Raw genomic sequence first — 22,020 nt, 5'->3', positions numbered from 1 at the left:
TCCATCACTAAAAGTTACTCATGTTGCAAACGCTAGTGATAAGCCAACAGCTTTTAGGAGGATTAATGATGGACGTATCCATTTTATTAGAATACACATGGGTTTTGCTGTTGCTTATAGCACTTGAAGGGCTTTTAGCAGCAGATAATGCACTAGTATTAGCAATCATGGTAAAGCACTTACCGGAAAAAGAGCGCAAAAAAGCATTGTTCTACGGACTAGCAGGTGCGTTTGTTTTTCGATTTGGTTCTTTGTTTGCTATTTCATTTTTGGTGGATGTTTGGCAAGTACAGGCAATCGGTGCCATTTATCTCCTTTTCATTTCACTGAACCATATCCTTCGAAAATATGTCTTTAAGAAACAAAAGGTAAGAAAAGAAAAGGAAAAGAAGGCTGGTTTCTGGGGGACGGTCATTAAGGTGGAGTTAGCAGACATCGCTTTTGCTGTAGACTCGATTCTAGCCGCCGTTGCACTAGCTGTAACACTTCCGGATACCCCGCTTCCTGCCATTGGTGGGTTGGACGGCGGAAAATTTCTGGTGATATTTGCAGGAGGATTGATTGGACTAATCATCATGCGTTTTGCAGCTAACTTATTCGTTGCCTTACTGAAGTCTAGACCAGGTCTTGAAATTGCAGCATTCCTCATTGTCGGTTGGGTTGGGGTAAAGCTGCTAGTGTATACTTTAGCGCATCCTCAATTAGGCATCTTACCTGAAACGTTCCCAAAATCCACAGAGTGGAAAGTAACGTTCTACGTTGTCTTGCTTCTGATCGCAGCAGGAGGCTGGTTTTTCTCAAAGAGACAGGAAGAAGAAGTAATAAATTGATCAGAAGAAAACAGTTCAAAACTTTGGGCTGTTTTTTTTCTTATTCCTATAATTTACCTCGAGCGCTTGTTTTTGTTAAATTAATTGTAATGGAACTTAGCTGATTTAAGAAAGGACAGGTGTACAGCCTATGCAGCCACCAATCTATATCCGTTCCATCTGGGACAAATTTTCGACTTTTCAGATGGAAACTTTGATGAAATTGTGGGTGTATCATGCTCAAGTAAACAAGCCAAAACAGCGTTCTGTATCTCAGATGAAGGAGGATAGAGAGCGGTTTGGTGTGACCGGGAATTGCTATGATCTTGCCATTTGGCTTTTGGATGCATTTGAAAAAGAAGGATATTAAAGAGCGGTGCCGAATAGTTAGGGAGAAGAAATGCCGATATGAGGGGGAAAGGTTTGGACAAACCACCTCTTATATGCCGTTCTTCATGTAGCGTTATGCCAAAATTGATGGAGGACCGTTATATGACAACCAAAATGATCTCAAAAGTGGAAGGAAACGTACTTGTTTTAGAGCGTGAATTCAATGTCCCTAAAGACGTATTATTTAAAGCTTTTTCAGAAGCAGAGTATCTAAGGCAATGGTGGGGACCACGTGGCTGGGAGCTGACAGTTTGCGATTTGGACTTTAGAGAAGGTGGCGTTTGGCATTATTGCATGAAATGTGTGGATGAGAGCCAAGGCGACTTTTTTGGATTTGAATCTTGGGGAAAAGCAGTTTACAAAAAAATTGTTCCAAATGAAAAAATCGAATACATCGATTATTTTTCAGATGCAGAAGGCAATGAGTCTTCGGAAATGCCTGCAACATTATCCACATTGTCGTTTGAGGAGCATGGCGGCAAGACAAAGCTTGTAAATCGCGCAGAGTATGAATCTCCAGAAGCTTTGAAAACGGTGTTGGAAATGGGAATGGAGCATGGCATTAAAGAAACTTGGGATCGTTTGGAAGAGCATGTTTCGTCTCGTTAAGAGAATATATTTTGGAAGAAACACTGAGAATGAAGGGATACCTAGGTATCCCTTCAAGTATTTAGCGAACCGAATAAATGTTCCCGTACTCTGATGATTCTCCTTCCTTAAAGGAAGGAAACCAAATATATGAAGGAAGGAGTAAGTGATCAAGTAGTGAGGAGAATTATCCAAAAAGGTCGCTGAAACTACACCAAAAACCTCTGAAGTATACAAAAAGGTTCGATTTCCGCTTAAAAATTCCCCTCAACTATCTAATCAAAAGCTCCCTTGCACAAAATGATTCTCAATATGGCTATCCTTTTTCATTCTTGCTTCCCGCTTTCTTTGCAACAAATGCAGAATGTTTTTTCAAAAATACTCATCACCAGTGTTGGTAGTCGTTTATATGGATTAGAATTTGGAATTGGCCCTGGATCAATAAAGATTCGCTTTATTCATCTACAGCCTTTAGGACAACAACCATTTACTCTTTGGGTAAATATGGAAAGTAAGTGGGCGGTGTTTACAGTGGAACCGGTGTACAACCAGGATATCCCGACAATTTCAGAAGAAGAAATGTACCAATATATTATCGAACTGAGGAGAAAAAAAGTGGTCAATGTGTCCTTAGGGGAAAGGGAACCACACCTTCTTATTCATTTTGAAGACGAAAAAACCTTGTACGTTAACGGACATCATGATCATTACGAGTGCTGGCAAGCTGGAGATGATGATGGAGAAGGATGGTTAGTGGTTGCCATGCCAGGGGATGATATTGCCTTTTGGGAACCGGAAGATTAGAAGAATGACAGCAAATGCAGTAAAATATTTATAATGGACTACCACTTACTTTAATTATGATATATATGAAGCTTACTTTATATTGAGGAGGGTTTCACTATGAAAACCGAACAACAATTTTTCCAAGAAGGAAAATCCATTCAAACATACATGAATGAAATGAGTACATTAAAAGAAGAAAGCTTTACTGTTTACGAAAACTTCCGATTGCCCAATGATGGATTGGTAGAAAAGCTGGAAACTCAGTCTCTGCACTTCCTAACCATTACGGAAGACTGGTGCGGCGAGGCCATGATGATCAATCCAGTGATTCGTAAGCTGGCTGAGGCTGCAGATATTCAATTCCGTGTTGCTTTAAGAGATGCTGATACGACCCTGATTGACCGTCATCTAACAAATGGAGGACGAGCAATACCGATGATTTTGATCTTGAACGAACAAGGAGAGCTTCTAGGGAAATGGGGACCGCGTGCCCCTGAAGTACAACAAATCGTGGATGAACTCCGCGGTGCGTTGCCACCAAAGGAAGATCCTACTTTTGCAGAAAAGCAGAAGGAAATCATTGCTACTTTAAGGGAGAGATATATGAGCGAGGAAATCCTTTGGACCTACGTATATGATAGTTTTAAGAATACATTAACGAACATAATGGAAAAGAAATAGTAGATTTAGGTAGCCCGAGGTTAAACAAGTTAACCGCGTGCTACTTTTTTTGTTGCATCTTTGTCCCTACAACCCAGAATTCTTTTTCTTTTTCCTGAAATTTTCTCGTCTTCCATTACGTTATACTGAGTAGGTAAGGGGGATGAGCTTGTGGAACAACAAGATGATCTTTATTTTGTTGGAGCAGGTGCTTGCCGGGAATAAGCAGGCGTTTGCATTTATTTATAAATCGATATAAGAATAGGATTTTTGCGATAGTGCTTCGGATGGTAAAAAATCCGGAGGACGCGAAGGATCTTGTACAGGAGTGCTTTATCAAAGTGTATGGGCAGCTTGATAAATATGACCGAAAGGGGGACCTTTGCAAGCTGGCTGTACCGGGTTTCGGTCAATCATTGCATGGATACTTTTCGCAAAAAGAAAGTAGAAACGGTGGAGTACTCGGATGAAACTGGTGGCGGGAGTCTAACCCCGGAAGTCGTTTATCTTCAAAAAGAAAAATACAGGCAGTTGGAAAACCTATTGGCCACATTAAAAAAAGAAGGATCGCCTCATTGTCCTTCTGAAATATACGAACGACTTGATTTATGAGGAAATTGGAGAAGTGCTGGACATACCCGTACACACAGTTGCCAACAGAATTCACCGGGCAAAAAATCGCTTGAGGGAAAAGTTGAAACGCGAGGAAGGTGGCTATTTTCATGAAATGTTTCGAATTTAATCAGCTGGCTGCTTATGTGGATGATGTGCTGTCTCAGGAGGAAAAGAAGCATGTGGAAAAACACTTGGAGTTTTGCCCATCGTGTCGCGAAGTGGTGACCGCACTCCAGAAAGAGGATGCTTTTTTACAAGCAGCCATTCAATCAACTGTGCTGCCCTCTGAATTTGACGACGAAGTGTTAAGCAAACTTGAACCTTATCAGCCAAAAAAGAAAAAATGGAACTGGCCCTATCAATTGCTGACTGCGGCAAGTATTGTCCTCGCATTTGGTTTAGGTGCATCCTTTTTAAGTGACATGGAGAAAAGCGATACAGGAAATTCGGAGACTCCTGTAGTACAAGAAGAAAAGGAAGAGCTGTATTCAGTAGAGGATGAAGGAGTACTGCTGGAAGTGACGGATGTAAGAGCAAGTCCACTGAAAATAGAAGTTTTTTATAGATTAAAACCCAAGGAAGCGGTGTTAGAAGATTTTTTAAAGAAACTTAATGTCAATCATTTAAGTCAGGTAGGGGATGACTATGAGAGCTTGCCGCCGAGCGGGAAGATAGTGGATTTAAATGGACAGGAGTTGCCTCAAAGTGAAGTTTCTTTAGGTAGCAATGGTTGGACGCAAAACTCAGTCGTGATCAAGCCTGCTAAAAATGATGAACTTCCTCTTCCTGATACGTTTCGAGCTCAGATTGAATTCAAAGATTTATTCATGCAAGAAGGAGAGTGGAAGCTAGAAATTCCAATTGATGTTACAGAGGCAAAGAAACTTACTAAAAGCAACTCATATAATATTGATTTTATGTATGATGATTTTAATGCAGGTCCAATAGAGTGGGAGCTTTCCACCAATGCGCACAAATTGCAATTTTATGCGAAGTATACAAAGGACAAAAGGGATCAGCTTAAAGAAATAATGAAAGCGCGAGATAATGAAGAGTTAACACCCATGATTATGCCTGAGCTTAGCATTGTGAATAGTGCTGGTGAGGAATTATTGATCGATGGTGTAAATGTAGCATCCCATATGGGAGAGTCTTTTACCTTTGAGTATGAGTTTGCAAATCGAGTAAAAGGTATGAATGTTACGGAAAATCTGCCTCGAAGTGAAGCATTGACTTTAAAATTAAAAGGTTTTCGAATAGAAGAACCGGAAAATACTCAGTTTGCTTTGACTGAGGGGATGGAGGAAACGAATGAAAATGGGTGGACCGTTGAATCAGTAACAATAGAGGAGGATACCGCTAACTCCAAGTTGGTTTCCATTATAGGTAAAACAACCATTAGTAATCTAGAAAGCTTTATAGTGGAAGTTAATACCGATAAGGAATGGGTTACCAAAGAAGTTATCAATACAACGGTCACCAATGAAGGGACCTTCATTATTCAGACAAACATGCCTAATAGCATAACTAACTATCAACTAGATATCACAAGTGTTACAAAATGGTTTGAAAAGGAGAAGGAGATTATGTTGTGGTGACATGTTTGTCCTGATGCTCTGAAATAGAAGGGTGCTAAAGGAAATAATGTCGATAAACGGTGTTGAAAATACGAAAATTAAAGATATTTCTCGGGAAATTGTAGAATTATAATAGCGGGAAAGATCACGGTTTGACATAAAAATACTAAAATATCAAAAAAACCGCCTATGATAACATTTACTGTGTCATAGGCGGGTTTTTTTATTGGATTTTCATATCGTATCGTGCACCGATATGAAAAATTTGTTCAATATGTAAAAACTTTGTCACTCCTACTACTGGCATATCGCCCACCGATACGCTGCTATAAAGGATACCAAACGTTCTATTGGAGTGTTTATTTCTTAAAAAGAGAAAACAGCCAAGCCCAGTTGCCGCCATCCCGCTTTTGCATCTCTTCTTGTAAACGCTTATTAAAATCATTCTGAGATACCCATTCTCTTTTCTGTTCGTCGCGCATTTTTTGTATTTCTTCTTGTAAGAGTTCTGTTCTTTTTCTTTCCTGCTCTAAAAGAGTTTCATAATGTTCTCTTTGTTGTTCTGTTAATTTCTCAATCTTGTTATTCGTTTTTTGTGCCGTATTTCCAATGCTAGAACTAATGAAATGATGATCCTGTTGAAGCTGAGAGACCGTTGTTTTGATATGTGACATATCATTCTTAAGCTGGATATTCATCTCCCGTGCTGCAGCGAGTTCATTCACTAAGTATTTAAAGGCTTCTTTAATCTGGTTTGGATCGGTTGGTAAAGTTTCGCTCGTATCGGGTAGCGCTATGTCTGTTTGCGATGTGTTTTCCAAGCGATCTTTTTGTTGCTCTACTATATCGCGTGCCGTGCTGTCGAGAGGCTTGTCCGTATCGCGCAGCGCTACAAGCGCTTTAACATCCGATTCCACAAAAATTCGTCTGTCCCCATCCTTTAAAAACTCGTATCCATTCCGCTCTAGTATCTGTCCATATTTCCGTACAGTAGGGGTGGCAATCCCCACTTCTTCCGCAACTTCCTTGGTCGAATATGCCCGTTCATTAGGTTGTATATCGTTTCGCATATCGCACCTCCTACATTTAAATATGAGGGTTTTATAGTATTTTGGCAAGGGGTATATCGGCTATAAATATAGAGTTAATGGTTAAACCAACCCATAATTACGCAATTTTTTTAAAGTTCACTTTCTAGAGCAAAAAAACAGCATTTGGAGTGGCTACTCCGAATGCTATCTTCTGCATTTATTCTAGTTCAAAACTTTGTTTAACTTTAGATGCATCATTTTCTAGGATATTCACGGTATCTCTAACAATATAGATAGGTCTATTTTTGCTTTCGTCATAAATTCTTGCAATATATTCGCCCACTATTCCCATGCCTAGAAGCTGAATGCCACTAAAAAAGGTGATTGCGACCATGATGGAAGCCCAACCTGATTCTACCTCTTGACCAAAAAGCTTAACTAAAATGGCATATACCAATACCCCGAAGGATACGAGGACAGAAAAGAAGCCAAGTGACATGACTATTTTCAAAGGCTTGGTGGAGAAGGCAATGATCCCATCAGACGCAAATTTGATCATCTTCTTTAATGGGTACTTTGTTTCACCGGCAAATCTCTCGTCACGTTCATATTCGATAAATGTTTGCTTAAAACCAATCCAGGAAAACATTCCACGCACGAACCTATTTCTCTCGGTCATCTGCTTAAATACATCCGCAACTTTTCGGTCGATTAACCGAAAGTCTCCAGTATCCTTAGGGATATCAATATCTGACATATAATTCAAGAATTTATAGAAGTATTTTGCTGTTAGTAGTTTAAATTTCGTTTCTCCAGTACGTTTTTTCCGTTTGGCATATACAACATCGAATCCTTCACGCCATTTTTCAATAAGAGTTGGGATAACCTCAGGGGGATCCTGCAAATCAGCATCGATGATTACGATAGCATCACCATTTGCATAATCGATTCCCGCGGTTACCGCTGTTTGATGTCCGAAATTACGCGCGAAATTGACTACTTTCGCCTGAGGATCCTTACTCGCAATGTCACTTAATATGTCTAGCGTCCGATCTGTGCTTCCATCATTGATGAAAAATGAATTCATAACGAATATTTTCAGCATCCATAACGCCTTTTAGCCTGTTATAACACTCCTGTGCTACCTCTTCTTCAAAATACATAGGTACAACAATTGAAATTTAATTCTCGCATAGTAACCTCCACTATCTGACTTTCTGTTCTTGAAAGAACGTCCATTTTGCATTTAAAAAGTAATTAATAAATAAGCTTGCTCCAATAGCACCTAAATTTGCCAAGACGGGTTGAAGTCCCATTGTATTAACTAATAAGAAAAGAAATAAGGTCTGAATTCCAAGGGTCAGCAAATTTACCGCAATAAATTTATAAAATATGCTGACCGTTTTCCTATTATCTTGAAACACCCATTTTTTATTCCAATAATAACTGTTCATGACACCCAAACAATATCCAATAACATTAGCCACCAAATAATTAAATCCTAAGAAATAAAGGATGGTGAAGCTGACAAATGTAATAAGGGTATTGAATACCCCAACAGTTCCAAATTTAAGGAGTCTTTTCATCTATTGAATCCCCTTTTACTCTGAAATACGCCATACTGTTTAGTAAAATTATTAGAGGAGTGACACTTACAAGGTATCGAGATCTTGTCTCCCATAACAGAAAGAAAAAGAAGTATCCGATAATCGCCAACATACAAAATGTCACGAATGTCTGTTTTTCCTTCAATAAAGGAAAAACAAAGAGCAACCCCATTAAAAGAATCAAGTGCTGCACCCTAGCAAACCCTTGCAGCAATTCGCCAGACTTATAATCAACCAATCTCTGAAAATTCTCAGGTTCAAGTGGATGTCTTCTTAATTTGTTTAAAGAATAATAAGTTCCATCTGTCCATGTATGCTTGATCTTCTCTAAATTAAATATTAAATTTCCATAGACACCTTTTTCAGCAACACGCTGTTTTAACTCTTCAAAATGAACTGCTGAAACTTCACTCCGGGGGTGTTCCTCCAATAATCCCAGCGTCCAGTTTACGTCATTTTCTGAGAATTTTCCTAATCTATCCCCATTTTGAGCCATGACAAGCCAATGAGAAACAGGAAAACTGGTCTTCTTCTGTTGTTCCTTATCAAGAATATCCATCTGATAAAGAGAGGCATTAAAAAGTATTTTAACCACGAAAAGAACAATGAAAGGAATTATAAAATATACCTTTTTCCAACCTTTCATAGAAAGTAACAAAGTAATTCCAAATGCAATAACGAAAATAATTAGAGAACCTTTAAGTAGCATACCAAAAGCAAATACTACTGATGATGCAAATATAATATAGATATTATTTTTAAATCTACCATTCTGGTCAATTAGTAGATTTAAAGGAAGTAATAAAAAAATAAGGGAAATAGTATCTGTATAAACAATAGGCGCAAAAAAGATATATGGGAAAAACAATACACTTACAGCTAAACTAATCATTCCAACTGTTTTCCCGGCTACTTTTGATGCGATGCGGTAAATTAAGTATTGACTAACTAAAATAATGAAACTATTAAAAAGCATATAAGTTATGAGATCAGGAGTAAATATCTTCCCAACAATCACAAGTATGCAAAACAAAAATACATTATTCGGGTAAATCGAAAAATAATTACTAACCTCACCGCTATCAATAAACTTTTTCGCTGCATTAACCAATGAACCGAAATCCCAAGTAGGGTGCACCACAAAGAGCTTTGACATTGTAAGCTGTAAAAGTAGACTTCCTATTAAAAATCCGCCGACCCAAATGGGAGCGGGCATTTTAGCAATAGTCTTTAAAATAGGGTACCGAAAACGAAAAATACCCACTAGGAACATTAAAGCAATAATAAACGTAACTGCTTCATAATAGCTGGGAGTAAATTGACCAATTGATTGATGCCCTTTACTCACAAAAACGTTGATGCCTACAAGCAAAGCTATAACAGCAAAATATATTACATAAATAATTTTTTCGAGAAAATGTATAATATCAAAACGCAAAGCTTTTCCTCCTACAAACAACAAATGAAAATTTCAAGGTTTTTCTCCAATAGTATCATTTTCAATAGCTTCCTTTTATTTGTAATCTGAGAACCTAATAGATTATATCACAAAATTAAGTAAGAAATAAGCAATATCGCTAGGTATTAAGTACTTGATTAGTAGGTGAAAATAGAGGAGGAAAACTACTTATTTGGCAATACCTTTAATGGGTATTGGTTAAACACAAACAATCAAAAATGGGTTGCAAACCAGATTGGAGTTTTATTCGAATCCCGAAATATTAGTATTGCAATTTTTTCTGAACGGCCCTAAACTGATTAAAAACAATCAGAAAATGAGGAACTGCGATGAACCAAACAACAGGAAACAAAGAATTCGCCGTTGGGATTGTCTCTGCGGGCTTGTCATACATATTATGGGGAATTCTGCCCTTATTTTGGAAGTTAGTAGATGAGGTACCTGCAGGAGAGATACTGGCACACCGAATTGTCTGGTCACTCGTATTTATGCTGGTCATTTTAGCGTGTCTACGGAAAATTTCCTCCTTTACTTCAGAGTTAAAGGCCCTTGTGAGGAATCGGAAACGGCTAATCGGAATCAGCCTGGCTTCCATTTTTATCAGCATCAATTGGGGGCTTTATATTTGGGCGGTAAACGCCGACCGGATTATTGAAGCGAGCCTCGGTTACTATATTAATCCGTTGGTAAGTATCCTACTTGCCGTCATTGTGTTAAAAGAAAAATTGTCTTTTCTTCAGACGATTTCTATTATTCTAGCAGGTGCTGGTGTGCTCGTGCTGACTTTCAGTTTCGGGACCTTTCCGTGGGTTGCGATCATGCTTGCTCTGAGTTTTGCCTTTTACGGATTGATTAAAAAGATGGTGCAGGTAGGTGCACTGGTAGGTCTTGCGATTGAAACTCTGCTTATTACGCCATTTGCGTTGCTGTTTTTGGGGTATGTGCACGCTGGTGGTTCCGGTGGCGGTGGAGCGTTTGGTGGCGATCTCGGTGTGACTTTCCTTCTGTTGCTTGCTGGTGTAGTTACGGCTGTTCCATTGCTGCTTTTTGCAAGCGGCACGAAGAGAATTCCGCTATCGATGGTTGGTTTACTGCAGTATTTTGCACCAACCATCAAGCTGATTATGGGTGTTTATTTGTTCCATGAGCCGTTTACTAATGCGCATTTGGTTGCGTTTGTTTGTATATGGGGGGCGCTTGGGATTTATACGTTTACCTTGATGAGGGGTTGGAAGTTGAAGCGTGCGGTTGTGGTTGGTAAGGGGATTTGATGGTTGGTTTTTTGCAATAAAGACCTCAAAGGTGGAGGATAGCTGTTTGGAAGGTCTTTAGCGTGATAAAGACCACGGCCATAGGAGTCCAAACAATCATAGGTCTTAATCGGTTGCTCAACTAGCAACAGGAAGTGCAGAATCCGTTAAAAAGAAGGTTTAATAGTTTTTTTGTAGAACTCTTTCTATTGGAAATAACTATAAACTACCTTTGGAAATTGATACAGTAGATTACCTGAGAAATGACTTTATAAATACAGGTTTAGTGGATTCAGGTGTTCGATGGGGAAATTTTTCACTTAAGTTAAAGCTTGAACACCTCATCAAAAACTCGAAAGGATGATAGTAATGAACCAAAACGAAAATAAAGAATCTGCCATCTCATTTCTCCAAATGGTAGCTTCCGGAAAAATCCGTGAGGCATTCGAACGTCACATTGCCCCTGGTTTTCGTCACCACAATCCATATTTTCGCGGTGATGCCGAATCACTTATGCTGGCAATGGAAGATAATGCGGTTCAAAGTACGAACAAAACGCTTGAAGTGAAGCATGCATTAGAAGATGGAAACACCGTTGCTGTTCACTCTCATATTAAACAGAATCCTGAGGACTTAGGAGCCGCAGTCATACACATTTTCCGGTTTGAGGGAGAGAAAATTGTGGAATTGTGGGATGTTGGCCAGGTAATTCCAGAAGAATCATCGAATGAGCATGGGGTCTTCTAATATTCTGGGATGACGAATAAAGAACTTTATTAGTCACTGGTAAAATACCAAGAAAGCAGGAGATCCCCCATGGATTTTTATGAGAAATTAAAGAGTGGCGTCAATCAACTTAAAGACAGCAAAGGCATCCCGGTCCCAATCACAGCCTACATGCTGCAAGAGCTCCTTCGAAGAAACGAAAAACTGCAAGACGTTAAGGTGGAAATTAAACAAGGTGAACTTATCGTCTCCGGGAAAGTGGAAGCGGACCTCAAGTTGGCGAAAAAGGATGTCGCCTTTTCCATCACGTTGCAGCCAATACAAATGGAAGGAAGAGAGCTAATCTTTAAGATTGTGAAACTGAAACCTTTGAATCTCAGCATTCTCAATAAACGTATCTTCGACAAGCCGCCGCACCTTACCTATAAGAGCGGTCATATCAGGATTGATTTTAATGGTTGGGACATTGTCCGTAAGATCCCTGTTGGTAAAATAAAAAGCTATGTGGTGGTAGAGGGGAAAATCGTAGTAATGATAGGGATTTAATAAGTGATGAATCTAAATCCTCTTCCTCCCCTCTGACTCTAGTTTTTCACGTTCTTTTTTCTGTTCAAGCAGGGCAAGGGGATGGGAGTAATGGCCATAGATGTCCCCTTGTTTATATTTTTCAAGAAGCTGAGGTGCCGTAACTGTTTCTGCGGAAGTTGGCGTTCCCCTACGAAAGCCAGGAAGTATTACTGCGGTAGCCAAAATGACCACAATTATCCCCCACAAATTCCCCTGAAAAACAAAATATAAATATAGTATCCCAAGTAATATTACCCACATAAGAGCCTCCGTGTAAAAAAGTTCACGACTACATATATGGTGATTCAAAAAAAAATATGAATAAAAAAATATGATTTCCTCCCTCCATCCACCCAATCAATTCTTTCTTTTTCTCATAGAATAATAGAGAAAATAGAGGACAAGATGCCCTGTCACGGAATAGGGTTAGTCTTCCTTCCTTCAGTTTAAAAGGAGGTGAAATATGTATGGCATGCTATTACAAATACAGTCCCAACCAGCAAACAACCCAGGTCCAAAAGTGTAAAACGGATATCAACATTAAAGTGAACTGTCATGATGGCAATGATGGCAACCGTGAAACAGATGCTTTTCGTGCAGTAAACTCGGAGCCACAGCCAATCGAAGAAGTGAACACGTTCTTTAAAGTTTTTTTCCAAGATGAGCAGTTTGACATTGGCGGTATCTACAATTCTACTAATTCCACATTTGTTCCTCGCAGATCAGGTGTCTATTATGTGGCAGGTACGGTAACGTTTCTTGCAAACGATGGCACTGTCCCTTACCGCGTCCGTGTAGAGATTCGTGTTAATGGTGTTCCTGTTGCAGCGGATAACGATTACTGGGCAGAGATCGATGACCAATTCTTGTACGTGAATGCAATTAACGTTAATACCATTCTCGAACTAGAAGCTGGCGATCTAGTAGAGGTTTTCATCACAAGCACTACTCCAGGTACGATCGAAGCAAATACCCCAGAACTGAGCACTCGCTTTGAAGCTGCAAGATTCAGGTAATCTTATAAAAGCAGAGGGGGATTCTCTCTGCTTTTTACCTCCAAAAATAGTTCGAGCATGGCGAGTTAAATCTATCAAATTCCACTCCATCTTAACGGCATTCGTCCATGCATCGTTCAATAAATTACATAGAATGATAGAAAAGGTAGAGTATCTGGAGTCCGTCAATACCAGCCTTTTAAAGGAGGTGCGACAACATATGAAATGCTATTACTACCTTAGCTCAAAACATGATCACAAAGCAGAATGCAAACCCAAAAAGCACAAAGAGAAGCATCATTGTAATAAGTGCGGAAACAACTTTAACCTGAACATTTTCGGAATCAGTATCAACATTGGGGGAAAGGGTCATTGTTAAGACGCGAAGTGCCAATCATAGAAGGAGGTAAAAAAGATGAAACACTACTATTATGCAGGTGAAGATATGAGCTCCGATCAACACTCCCATAAACATCATGATGATAATAAAACCATCAAAATAAATTGTGGTGGCGAACGCCCAGAGCGAGAGACAGCTGCCTTTCGCGCAGTAAGTAGCGAGATTCAGCGTATTGATGAGGCAGATACCTTTTATAAGGTCTTGTTTCAAGAAGAACAGTTTGATTTTGGCAACATCTATAATGCCAATAACTCCACATTTGTTCCTCGCCGCAGCGGTGTTTATTATGTTGCAGGGACGGTTACGTTTGTGCCAGATGCACAGGAATTGGCATACCGTGTTCGCGTGGAAATCAGGGTGAATGGCGTATCCGTTGCTGCCGACAACGATTATTGGGGTGAATTCAGCCCGTTCGTAAATGCGGTCAACGTAAACACTATTCTGCAATTAGAAGCTGGCGACCTTGTAGAGGTTTTTGTTTACATCAACGACTCCTGGACGCTTGACTGAAAATGCTCCTTCTTTCAGTACACGATTTGAGGCAGCGGAATTTTAATTAATAGGACAGGTAAAACTGTCCTTTTATTACATAAATGAGAACAGGTCACGATTTATAAATTGCAGGCTTTGCTTGTAGAAGTAAAAGTTGATTTTTTTCTGATGTTTATTATGAGGGAATGGGAAGAGACCTGTTCTCTTTTTTTATTGCGCTAACCTTTGATTGCGATTGGCGGCTTACCGCTTTAAGTATGAACAATTTATCTTGGGCAGTTAACATTCTCCAGCTTTTCACTTTAATTTTCATTGTATTTTCCCCGCTTTCGTATTTTTTCTTCTATACTTGTATACTCTAAAAATACCTTTTTTTAACTTGATATAAACAACAAAAATTCCTACATTTTCCGCATGAGAATGCGCGGTTTGAGGGGGTTTTTAGCGAATTTTTGCATGAGGAGACAGACCGAAATGTATGGTATGGAAAAATAATATAATATTTTACTATTTTATCCTTTATTTTGTCGTGATAAAATTAATTGGTGAAGTTTGAAACCTTATGGAGTTAATCTACGTATTACTCATATAAGGAAAAGCGACAACAGTTAGTTACATAAAAGAGGAGGAAAAGAAAATGAAACGTACAGCAGAGATAGTAATGACAGTCATCGCAGTGATTATTAGCGGATTGACAGCACTTTTTGGGGTATTGATGAATTTAGGGATGTCCGATCCTGAATTTGCAGAGGTTATGGAAGAAGAAATGGCAGCAGACCCAGCGGTGGGTGAGATGGATATGACAGCATTCATGGATATAATAGCTTTAGCAGGACCGACTATGATAACTGTCGGACTTGTTTCTCTAGTTCTAGGAGTAATCGGAATCATAGCCATTAAAGGTAACAAAAAACCTGTACTTGCAGGAATCATGCTGATTCTAGCAGCACTTGTCATCGGAATCGGAACAATCGGATTCGGATTCATTCCGGCAATCCTTTACCTAATCGCAGGAATCATGGCATTTGCAAGAAAGCCAAAAGTAACAGAACAACATATTTAAAGAGCAGAAGGGACAGGCACCGTGACCCATTTGGGGCGCCGTGCCTGTCCCCTCAATACCAAAGAGGCCCCCAACTGGAGGCCTCTTCTTTTCGTCTGTTTGTTTATCTAGCTGTCTATCAAGATTTAATAAGTTAAATCTTGAATTTTTGTTCTGCATTGAATTGCTTCTAGCCTATGGGAATCCGCTTTTTCCACCAATTGCTTTTTCATGTCTTTGTCCAGACAATCTTCAGCAATAAGAGTGTAGTAGTGGGATCTCATATTGTGCCAGTAGTACTGTAAGTTTTTTACCGACTTCATAGCAGGACCTCCTTTTCACTCATAAATCAACGGAGGTTGGTGCGGGTAACTGGCTAACTGGTCTGCTCGATTGAAAGCAAACTTAAGTCCCTTTAGTTTTGCGTCACTAGCTTTCACTAGTTTTGCCTTTTTCCATGATTTATGAAAAGTACATTCCTATTGTAGTCTTTTAGACGGTGTAATGACATAGGACTTTTGGAGTGTTTTGTCGCTTTTTGTCGGAGAAGGGCTGAGGCACAAGCACGGTGACCCAGCTGGATCGCCGTGCCTGTCCCCAAAACCCACCCAAAACCCACCCCAAAAACACATTGAAAATTTTCAGAATTCATAGTATCTTATAAGTAGAATATTGGTAGCGTTTGCATAATTGTGTAGGTTTATAGTTGGGAGGCTGCTTTTTGTGCAACATTGTGCAAACGGTTTCTCAACTCTGTTAAACTTACCTAAATGTGCAAACGCTTCCACAAATTAGCAAGTCAGTCATCATTGTAAGTGATGTCGAGATTGAGATAGAAAGGGGCAGGGAATATGAAAAGAAGGTTTCAAAGGGGTATGGCTGTATTACTTTCCGTTCTTCTTGTTGTTTCCATGTTTGCAGGTTACCTACCAACTAAAGCGGTAGCCGAAACAGGGGACAAACGGATTGTGTTCAGCTATGAAAGGCCTGATGGGGAGTATGAAGGCTGGAATCTGTGGGTCTGGGGGACTGGTGTGAAAGATGACCAGATAGACTTTACGGAATTCGAAAATGGAAAGGCGTATGCTCATATCGCAGTAAGTGATACAGCAGAAAGAGTTGGATTTGTTATTCGCAAGGGTGACGGTTGGGATCAAAAAGATTTTGAACAGGACCGCTATATTCCGGTCAATAAAATCGATGACATCACCAAGGTAAATGTAGTTAGTCAGCAAGAAGAATTCGCGCAGATCCCTGACGGCAGTGCACCAGTTGTCGCGGATGGCAGCGCAGACTTCTTTTTCCGCGATAAAGACCTGTATGCAGCAGACGAAATGGACAAGGTCGAGAAAGTTGAGTTATCCATTTTAGGTGAAAAATATGAAATGAATGCTGAGCCGGAAAATGAGCGTTTTACTTTTACAGTGAAAGAGCTTCCAACAGGCGAGCATGAATATACTTATTTGGTAACGGTGGATGGAGAAACAAAGGAAGTAACAGACCCTTACAACACAGCTGATGGGAAATCCGTTGTGGAGTACTTGGCGTCTGATTTAAAAGTAACTGGGTCAGTTACACCGGCAAAGGTTAATTATAACCAGAACGCTGTGGTGAAAGTAGATATCGAATCAGAAACGGAGACGAAAATCCGTGAAATGTCTATTAATCTATCAGAAATTGGTGGCAGCGAGAAAGTAACCATCGATCCTGCACTGAATGAATTGACAGTTGCGGTCAAGCAAAGTGTGACAGCAGGTGTGAAAACTCTGCCTATCACTGCGATTGATGAGTTTGGAAATCGTCACGAGGGGTCTGCAACATTAGAAGTTCAGGTGCGTACCTTTACAGGTGAAGAGGCAGATTTCGATTGGGATCAGTCTGTGGTTTATTTTATGCTGACAGATCGATTCTTTGATGGAGATTCATCTAACAATGATCCGCATGGAATTGGCTATGACACAAGCAAGTCTGGTACATACCAGGGCGGTGATTTTAAAGGAATTACGCAAAAACTTGATTACTTGGACGAGCTTGGAATCAACACAATCTGGATTAGTCCGGTTGTTGATAACATTAAATATGATGTGAGACACAACGAAGACGGAGAAACTCCATATTATGCTTACCACGGCTATTGGGCTGATGATTTTGGGGAATTGAACCCACATTTCGGCACCGTGGCGGATTTCCACAACCTAATTGATCAAGCCCATGAACGTGGAATTAAGATCATGGTCGATGTGGTAGTGAATCACACTGGTTATGGACTGAAACCAGGTGACAGCAACAGTGTGGCGAATTTCCCGACAGATGAGGACCGTGCACGTTTTGAGGGAATGCTGCGTGACGGCGGAACAGATACAGTTCGGGGGGAACTTGCTGGTCTTCCAGATTTTCTTACTGAAAACGCAGAAGTACGTGAACAAATTGTAAAATGGCAGACAGACTGGATCGAAAAGTCCCAGAACGGCAAATGGCAACACCATCGACTATTTCCGTGTCGACACGGTTAAACATGTGGAAAACACCACTTGGATGGCGTTTAAAAATGCGTTAACGAAAGAGATGCCGGAGCACAAGCTAATTGGGGAAGCCTGGGGAGCAAATGTTAATGACGACCAAGGCTACCTGAACAGTGGAATGATGGACTCTTTACTGGATTTTGATTTTAAAAATTATGCAAAAGACTTTGCAAATGGACAGCTAGATGCGGTTCAGCATAAGCTTGAAGACCGCAATAGCACACTGAACAACACAGCAACACTCGGTCAATTTTTAGGAAGCCATGATGAGGACCGCTTCTATGAGCTTGTTGGGGGAGACCTTGGCAAGTATCAAGTAGCAGCATCCCTTCAGCTGACGGCAAAAGGTCAGCCTGTTATCTATTACGGAGAAGAGCTGGGGTTGCCTGGCAAGAACGATTATCCGTATTATACGAACCGCCAAAACATGCCATGGGATGACGTGGAAGGCAATGAAATTTTAGAGCATTACCAAAAAGTACTGGCATTCCGTAATGAAAATCCGAACACATTTGCGAAAGGAGACCGCAAGAAGGTAGCGGGATCTGACAGTGACAAATACTTGGTATTCTCCCGTACATATGGGGAGAACTCCGTATATGTAGGGTTGAACACGGCAGTAGCTTCTAAAGACGTAACCTTGAACTTCGGCTCCTCAGAAGCAATGGTGACGGACCATTACTCTGGTCAGGAATACGAAGCGAATGAAGAAGGACAAGTGACTTTCACGATTCCAGCGATGGAAGACGGGGGAACGGTCCTGCTTGAAGTGGAAAACGAAGCACCACCAGTGGAAGAAGAACCAACAGAACCAGGTGAAATCGGCGAAAACACGCTTCGCATTCACTACCAACGCACAGACAACAGCTACGAAAACCTTGGCCTATGGCTGTGGGGAGATGTGGCAGCACCTTCTGAAAACTGGCCATCAGGCGGTACACCGTTTGAAGCTGAAAATGTAACAGACTATGGTGCATATGTTGATGTTGAGCTTGCAGAAGGCGCACAAAATGTTAACTTCCTTGTCTTGAACACGACAAATGGTGATAAAGACGGCGGCGACAAAGGGGTAGAACTCTTTAGTCCGGACATGAATGAGGTTTGGATCAAGCAAGGCTCTGACGAAGTATTTTTATATGAACCGGCTGACCTGCCTGAAAATACAGTCCGCATTCATTATGAAAGAACAAACGCCGACTATGATGGTTGGGGTTTATGGAATTGGGAGGATGTTGAGGCTCCCTCTGACGGCTGGCCGAATGGTGCCGCAGATGCTACAGGCATTGGAAAATACGGTGCCTACTATGACATCAAGCTTAAAGAAGATGCAAATAAAATCGGCTTCCTTTTTGTGAACAAACAATCAGGAGCACAAACAGGAGATATGACGTTTGAAATGTTACAACAATACAACCAACTTTTTGTAAAAGAAGGCGAGGACAAGGTTTACACGAATCCATATGGAACAGTACCATTAGCGCTTGTGTCCGGAGAGGTTTTGTCCGATAAACTAATCACTCTAACTTTTTCAAAAACTGAGGACTTAGACTTAGCAGAACTGAAAGAACAGTTGAAAATTGTGGATGTAGATGGAAATGATGTTTCATTTACAGATGTAACAGTTGAGGACGAAAAAACTGTCCATGTTCACGGAGAATTTGACTTAGAGAAGATTCCATATGATGTCACTTATGGTGATGTGACGGTTTCTGCCAAATCAGGCTGGAAACTGATAGATGAAATGTATGCTTATGACGGCAAGCTAGGAGCGGAATTGCATGAGGACGGAACGGCCACGTTAAAAGTGTGGTCGCCAAAAGCAGACAACGTGTCTGTGGTTCTTTATGACAAGGATGATCAAAATGAAGTTGTTGATACCGTTGAAATGGTTAAAGGGGACCGTGGTGTCTGGTCTGTAAAACTATCTAAGGTTAATACAGGTCTGGATAGTTTGAGAGGTTACTATTACCACTATGAAATTACACATGGTGATGTAACGAATCTTGCCCTGGACCCTTATGCGAAATCTATGGCTGCTTGGAACAATGAAGCAGGAGAGAAGGTAGGCAAAGCGGCGATTGTTGATGTTGGTTCCATCGGACCTGAGCTTGATTATGCCGACATCCCTGGCTTTGAAAAACGCGAAGATACCATCATCTACGAAGTGCATGTCCGTGACTTCACATCCGACCCGAATATTGGGGAAGATTTAAAAGCACAATTCGGTACATTTGCTTCTTTTGTAGAAAAATTGGATTATATTCAGGAACTTGGTGTGACGCACATTCAACTGCTTCCTGTCATGAGCTACTATTTTAGTAACGAGTTTGAGTCGGCGGAACGCATGCTAGACTATGCTTCCACTGATACGAACTACAACTGGGGGTACGACCCTCACGGTTATTTCTCCTTATCCGGCATGTATTCGGAGAACCCGGAAGATCCGGAACTGAGAATTAAAGAATTCAAGAATCTAATTAACGAGATTCATAAGCGCGACATGGGTGTGGTTTTGGATGTCGTGTTTAACCATACGGCACAGGTTCACATTTTTGAAGACCTAGTACCAAACTACTATCACTTCATGGATGCGGACGGAACGCCTAGAACAAGTTTTGGTGGCGGACGTCTTGGTACGACACATGAAATGTCCCGCCGTGTGTTGGTGGATTCCATCAAGCATTGGGTGGACGAGTACAAAGTGGACGGATTCCGCTTTGATATGATGGGCGACCATGATGCAGAAAGCATTCAGATTGCTTTTGATGAAGCGAAAAAATTGAACCCGAATATCGTGATGATCGGAGAAGGTTGGGTAACTTTTGCCGGAGACGAGGGGGAGCCGGTTCAAGCGGCTGACCAGCAATGGATGAAAGATACGGAAGCAGTTGGAAGTTTCTCTGATGAATTCCGTAACGAGCTGAAATCCGGTTTTGGAAGCGAAGGACAGCCGCGCTTCATCACAGGCGGCGCGCGTAACGTGCAGCAAATTTTCGATAACATCAAAGGCCAGCCGTATAACTTTGAAGCGGATGACCCAGGTGATGTGGTTCAATACATTGCCGCACATGACAATTTAACGTTGCATGATGTAATTGCGCAATCTATCAAAAAAGACCCGGAAGAACCGGAAAACAGTTTAGAAATTCATAAACGAATTCGTATTGGTAATGCAATGGTACTGACGTCTCAAGGGACAGCGTTCTTGCATGCAGGACAAGAGTTTGGCCGTACAAAGCAATGGAGAGCGGAGGCAACGGAAGCGCCATATAAGTCTACTTATATGACAGACGCTGAAGGTAACCCGTTTACCTATCCATATTTTATCCACGATTCCTATGATTCTTCGGATATCATTAACCGAATCGATTGGGAAAAGGCAACAGATGCTGAGAAATATCCAGTAAATAATGTAACACGTGAATTCACAACAGGATTAATCGAATTGCGTCGATCTTCCGATGCATTCCGTTTAGGCGAGCGTGAGTTGGTAGACTCCAATGTAACGATGGTTACAGCACCTGAAATCAAGGAGCAAGACTTAGTTGTTGCGTTCAAGAGCGTGTCCACTGCAGGTGTTGAGTACTACACATTCATTAATGCGGACACCTCTGCTAGAACACTAACGTTGGAGCAAGATTTAACAGAAGGTGTGGTAGTGGTTGATGCTGATGAGGCTGGAGTGGTTGAGGTTTCGGAGCCGAGGGGTTTTGAATTAACTGCAGGAGGCATTACGCTTGAGCCGCTGACGACGGTTGTTGTGAGAGTCGGCGAGCAGGAAGGTACGGACCCTGGTGATGGGGACGGCGATCCTGACGACGGAAACGGTAATAAGCCTGGGACACCGCCTGGTAAAGGTGGAGAAAACCCTGGCAAAGGGAAAGGCAATGGGAAAACACCTCCTGGAAAAGGTGGAGAAAATCCTGGTAAAGGAAAAGGGAATGGAAAAACACCGCCTGGAAAAGGTGGAGATAAATCCGACAAAAGAAAAAGCCACTTGTTACAGTAATACCATAGCCAATATTCTCTGATCAATTGTGATGAGGGATATTGGCTTTCTATTTTTTCTAGTACTAGAAGGCTCGAAATTAACTATTGGAATACCAAAGCTACTCACCATATAACTTGCATTTATCCCTGTTGCTAAACCTTGGTCCATAAGGATATAATTAACATTATATAATCTGTTGAAAAGGAGTTTTATCATGACTTATATACCAAAACCTATTGACACTTCTAGCATTAAATTAGCGGAAGACTTGGAAGACCTAACGGAAGTGTTAGCAGAGAATACTCATGACCTTTGGGCAATGAGAAGAATGGAAGAGGGTTGGACTTATGGTCCCGAGAGAAATGATATAAAAAAAGAACATCCAGGTCTTGTTCCTTATAACGAGCTAACAGAAACAGAGAAAGATTATGACCGTGCTACAGCAATGGAATCCCTGAAAATAATAATGGCACTGGGTTATGAAATAAATAAAAAATGATAGGGGATAAAAAG

At 40.8% G+C, this 22,020-nt stretch carries 22 protein-coding genes, 1 pseudogene and 1 riboswitch; of the genes and pseudogenes, 17 read left to right on the top strand and 6 right to left on the bottom strand.

The window, feature by feature from the left end; translation table 11 throughout:
* The first annotated feature begins 68 nt into the window (after positions 1-68).
* The 8 genes from M313_RS0121480 to M313_RS0121445 all read left to right on the top strand — a co-directional run bounded on the left by M313_RS0121480 (position 69) and on the right by M313_RS0121445 (position 5,446).
* The gene (locus M313_RS0121480) at positions 69-830 is read left to right on the top strand and encodes a TerC family protein (RefSeq protein WP_010200110.1); all 762 of its coding nucleotides are present in this window, start codon (positions 69-71) and stop codon (positions 828-830) included.
* 130 nt (positions 831-960) lie between these two features.
* Positions 961-1,179 carry a hypothetical protein gene (locus tag M313_RS0121475; RefSeq protein ID WP_010200109.1) on the top strand — a complete coding sequence of 73 codons (219 nt, stop codon included), beginning with the start codon at positions 961-963 and terminating at the stop codon, positions 1,177-1,179.
* 122 nt (positions 1,180-1,301) lie between these two features.
* Positions 1,302-1,808 (top strand): SRPBCC domain-containing protein, encoded by a 507-nt coding sequence (locus tag M313_RS0121470; protein ID WP_010200107.1) that lies wholly within the window; start codon positions 1,302-1,304, stop codon positions 1,806-1,808.
* Between the two features lie 291 nt (positions 1,809-2,099).
* Positions 2,100-2,591 carry a hypothetical protein gene (locus tag M313_RS0121465; protein WP_010200098.1) on the top strand — a complete coding sequence of 164 codons (492 nt, stop codon included), beginning with the start codon at positions 2,100-2,102 and terminating at the stop codon, positions 2,589-2,591.
* A gap of 99 nt (positions 2,592-2,690) precedes the next feature.
* Positions 2,691-3,254, top strand: coding sequence for a thioredoxin family protein (locus M313_RS0121460; protein ID WP_010200096.1), 564 nt, complete (start codon positions 2,691-2,693; stop codon positions 3,252-3,254).
* A 297-nt stretch (positions 3,255-3,551) separates the two neighbouring features.
* Positions 3,552-3,845 carry an RNA polymerase sigma factor gene (locus M313_RS26535; protein ID WP_234946593.1) on the top strand — a complete coding sequence of 98 codons (294 nt, stop codon included), beginning with the start codon at positions 3,552-3,554 and terminating at the stop codon, positions 3,843-3,845.
* Positions 3,835-3,975, top strand: a complete 141-nt coding sequence (locus M313_RS27100; protein WP_157182537.1) for an RNA polymerase sigma factor — start codon at positions 3,835-3,837, stop codon at positions 3,973-3,975. The genes M313_RS26535 and M313_RS27100 overlap by 11 nt, the downstream gene beginning before the upstream one ends.
* On the top strand, positions 3,956-5,446 hold the full coding sequence (locus M313_RS0121445) for an anti-sigma factor (protein ID WP_010200092.1): 1,491 nt from the start codon (positions 3,956-3,958) through the stop codon (positions 5,444-5,446). The genes M313_RS27100 and M313_RS0121445 overlap by 20 nt, the downstream gene beginning before the upstream one ends.
* A gap of 338 nt (positions 5,447-5,784) precedes the next feature.
* Here M313_RS0121445 and M313_RS0121440 read toward each other — a convergent pair whose 3' ends face one another.
* From M313_RS0121440 to M313_RS0121425, 4 genes and pseudogenes are all read right to left on the bottom strand, one after another.
* The gene (locus tag M313_RS0121440; protein ID WP_010200090.1) at positions 5,785-6,495 is read right to left on the bottom strand and encodes a MerR family transcriptional regulator; all 711 of its coding nucleotides are present in this window, start codon (positions 6,493-6,495) and stop codon (positions 5,785-5,787) included.
* A gap of 178 nt (positions 6,496-6,673) precedes the next feature.
* A pseudogene (locus M313_RS24320) lies at positions 6,674-7,619 on the bottom strand (glycosyltransferase family 2 protein).
* Between the two features lie 42 nt (positions 7,620-7,661).
* Positions 7,662-8,042: a GtrA family protein gene (locus M313_RS0121430; protein ID WP_010200086.1), complete on the bottom strand. Its 381-nt coding sequence runs from the start codon at positions 8,040-8,042 to the stop codon at positions 7,662-7,664.
* Entirely contained in the window at positions 8,026-9,501 is a 1,476-nt protein-coding gene (locus tag M313_RS0121425) for a glycosyltransferase-like membrane protein (protein ID WP_010200085.1), read from the bottom strand. The genes M313_RS0121430 and M313_RS0121425 overlap by 17 nt, the downstream gene beginning before the upstream one ends.
* 350 nt (positions 9,502-9,851) lie before the next feature.
* Here M313_RS0121425 and rarD point away from each other — a divergent pair, with 350 nt between their 5' ends.
* The 3 genes from rarD (at position 9,852) to M313_RS0121410 (ending at position 12,044) form a co-directional block, all read left to right on the top strand.
* Complete coding sequence (rarD, locus tag M313_RS0121420; RefSeq protein WP_010200082.1) at positions 9,852-10,793, top strand: EamA family transporter RarD; 942 nt, start codon at positions 9,852-9,854, stop codon at positions 10,791-10,793.
* A 348-nt stretch (positions 10,794-11,141) separates the two neighbouring features.
* Complete coding sequence (locus M313_RS0121415) at positions 11,142-11,519, top strand: nuclear transport factor 2 family protein (RefSeq protein WP_010200081.1); 378 nt, start codon at positions 11,142-11,144, stop codon at positions 11,517-11,519.
* A gap of 69 nt (positions 11,520-11,588) precedes the next feature.
* Positions 11,589-12,044: a hypothetical protein gene (locus M313_RS0121410; RefSeq protein WP_010200080.1), complete on the top strand. Its 456-nt coding sequence runs from the start codon at positions 11,589-11,591 to the stop codon at positions 12,042-12,044.
* A gap of 12 nt (positions 12,045-12,056) precedes the next feature.
* Here the strand turns inward: M313_RS0121410 and M313_RS0121405 are convergent, their stop codons facing one another.
* Positions 12,057-12,326 (bottom strand): hypothetical protein, encoded by a 270-nt coding sequence (locus M313_RS0121405; RefSeq protein WP_010200078.1) that lies wholly within the window; start codon positions 12,324-12,326, stop codon positions 12,057-12,059.
* A gap of 206 nt (positions 12,327-12,532) precedes the next feature.
* On the opposite strand from M313_RS0121405, the gene M313_RS0121400 reads away from it, so the two are divergent.
* The 3 genes from M313_RS0121400 (at position 12,533) to M313_RS0121380 (ending at position 15,015) form a co-directional block, all read left to right on the top strand.
* On the top strand, positions 12,533-13,081 hold the full coding sequence (locus tag M313_RS0121400) for a hypothetical protein (RefSeq protein WP_010200076.1): 549 nt from the start codon (positions 12,533-12,535) through the stop codon (positions 13,079-13,081).
* Between the two features lie 394 nt (positions 13,082-13,475).
* On the top strand, positions 13,476-13,970 hold the full coding sequence (locus M313_RS24315; protein WP_010200065.1) for a hypothetical protein: 495 nt from the start codon (positions 13,476-13,478) through the stop codon (positions 13,968-13,970).
* Between the two features lie 619 nt (positions 13,971-14,589).
* On the top strand, positions 14,590-15,015 hold the full coding sequence (locus M313_RS0121380; protein WP_010200063.1) for a DUF4064 domain-containing protein: 426 nt from the start codon (positions 14,590-14,592) through the stop codon (positions 15,013-15,015).
* A 125-nt stretch (positions 15,016-15,140) separates the two neighbouring features.
* Here the strand turns inward: M313_RS0121380 and M313_RS26025 are convergent, their stop codons facing one another.
* Complete coding sequence (locus M313_RS26025; RefSeq protein ID WP_010200061.1) at positions 15,141-15,317, bottom strand: hypothetical protein; 177 nt, start codon at positions 15,315-15,317, stop codon at positions 15,141-15,143.
* A 41-nt stretch (positions 15,318-15,358) separates the two neighbouring features.
* Positions 15,359-15,454: riboswitch (cyclic di-GMP riboswitch) on the bottom strand.
* Positions 15,455-15,845: 391 nt separating this feature from the next.
* Here M313_RS26025 and M313_RS24795 point away from each other — a divergent pair.
* The 3 genes from M313_RS24795 (at position 15,846) to M313_RS0121360 (ending at position 22,006) form a co-directional block, all read left to right on the top strand.
* Positions 15,846-17,507 carry an alpha-amylase family glycosyl hydrolase gene (locus tag M313_RS24795; protein WP_010200058.1) on the top strand — a complete coding sequence of 554 codons (1,662 nt, stop codon included), beginning with the start codon at positions 15,846-15,848 and terminating at the stop codon, positions 17,505-17,507.
* A 22-nt stretch (positions 17,508-17,529) separates the two neighbouring features.
* Positions 17,530-21,525 carry a pullulanase gene (locus tag M313_RS24310; RefSeq protein WP_010200057.1) on the top strand — a complete coding sequence of 1,332 codons (3,996 nt, stop codon included), beginning with the start codon at positions 17,530-17,532 and terminating at the stop codon, positions 21,523-21,525.
* 196 nt (positions 21,526-21,721) lie between these two features.
* Positions 21,722-22,006 carry a RyR domain-containing protein gene (locus M313_RS0121360; protein ID WP_010200044.1) on the top strand — a complete coding sequence of 95 codons (285 nt, stop codon included), beginning with the start codon at positions 21,722-21,724 and terminating at the stop codon, positions 22,004-22,006.
* The last annotated feature ends 14 nt before the right edge of the window (positions 22,007-22,020 follow it).

The sequence above is a fragment of the Bacillus sp. m3-13 genome, assembly GCF_000175075.1.
Classification (GTDB): domain Bacteria; phylum Bacillota; class Bacilli; order Bacillales; family Bacillaceae_I; genus Sutcliffiella_A; species Sutcliffiella_A horikoshii_C.
Note: the sequence above shows the minus strand (reverse complement) of the source record. Positions and strands in the feature narration are given on the sequence as shown.

Excerpts from the sequence above, each read along its gene's own strand:
- M313_RS0121400 (WP_010200076.1), top strand. The coding sequence starts at position 12,533 with ATGGCATGCTATTACAAATACAGTCCCAACCAGCAAACAACCCAGGTC.
- M313_RS0121445 (WP_010200092.1), top strand. The coding sequence starts at position 3,956 with ATGAAATGTTTCGAATTTAATCAGCTGGCTGCTTATGTGGATGATGTG.
- M313_RS0121410 (WP_010200080.1), top strand. The coding sequence starts at position 11,589 with ATGGATTTTTATGAGAAATTAAAGAGTGGCGTCAATCAACTTAAAGAC.
- M313_RS0121360 (WP_010200044.1), top strand. The coding sequence starts at position 21,722 with ATGACTTATATACCAAAACCTATTGACACTTCTAGCATTAAATTAGCG.
- M313_RS0121460 (WP_010200096.1), top strand. The coding sequence starts at position 2,691 with ATGAAAACCGAACAACAATTTTTCCAAGAAGGAAAATCCATTCAAACA.
- M313_RS0121415 (WP_010200081.1), top strand. The coding sequence starts at position 11,142 with ATGAACCAAAACGAAAATAAAGAATCTGCCATCTCATTTCTCCAAATG.
- M313_RS0121405 (WP_010200078.1), bottom strand. The coding sequence starts at position 12,326 with ATGTGGGTAATATTACTTGGGATACTATATTTATATTTTGTTTTTCAG.
- M313_RS0121475 (WP_010200109.1), top strand. The coding sequence starts at position 961 with ATGCAGCCACCAATCTATATCCGTTCCATCTGGGACAAATTTTCGACT.
- M313_RS26025 (WP_010200061.1), bottom strand. The coding sequence starts at position 15,317 with ATGAAGTCGGTAAAAAACTTACAGTACTACTGGCACAATATGAGATCC.
- M313_RS0121480 (WP_010200110.1), top strand. The coding sequence starts at position 69 with ATGGACGTATCCATTTTATTAGAATACACATGGGTTTTGCTGTTGCTT.
- rarD (WP_010200082.1), top strand. The coding sequence starts at position 9,852 with ATGAACCAAACAACAGGAAACAAAGAATTCGCCGTTGGGATTGTCTCT.
- M313_RS0121440 (WP_010200090.1), bottom strand. The coding sequence starts at position 6,495 with ATGCGAAACGATATACAACCTAATGAACGGGCATATTCGACCAAGGAA.
- M313_RS24310 (WP_010200057.1), top strand. The coding sequence starts at position 17,530 with ATGGCGTTTAAAAATGCGTTAACGAAAGAGATGCCGGAGCACAAGCTA.
- M313_RS0121380 (WP_010200063.1), top strand. The coding sequence starts at position 14,590 with ATGAAACGTACAGCAGAGATAGTAATGACAGTCATCGCAGTGATTATT.
- M313_RS24315 (WP_010200065.1), top strand. The coding sequence starts at position 13,476 with ATGAAACACTACTATTATGCAGGTGAAGATATGAGCTCCGATCAACAC.
- M313_RS0121465 (WP_010200098.1), top strand. The coding sequence starts at position 2,100 with ATGGCTATCCTTTTTCATTCTTGCTTCCCGCTTTCTTTGCAACAAATG.
- M313_RS0121430 (WP_010200086.1), bottom strand. The coding sequence starts at position 8,042 with ATGAAAAGACTCCTTAAATTTGGAACTGTTGGGGTATTCAATACCCTT.
- M313_RS0121470 (WP_010200107.1), top strand. The coding sequence starts at position 1,302 with ATGACAACCAAAATGATCTCAAAAGTGGAAGGAAACGTACTTGTTTTA.
- M313_RS24795 (WP_010200058.1), top strand. The coding sequence starts at position 15,846 with ATGAAAAGAAGGTTTCAAAGGGGTATGGCTGTATTACTTTCCGTTCTT.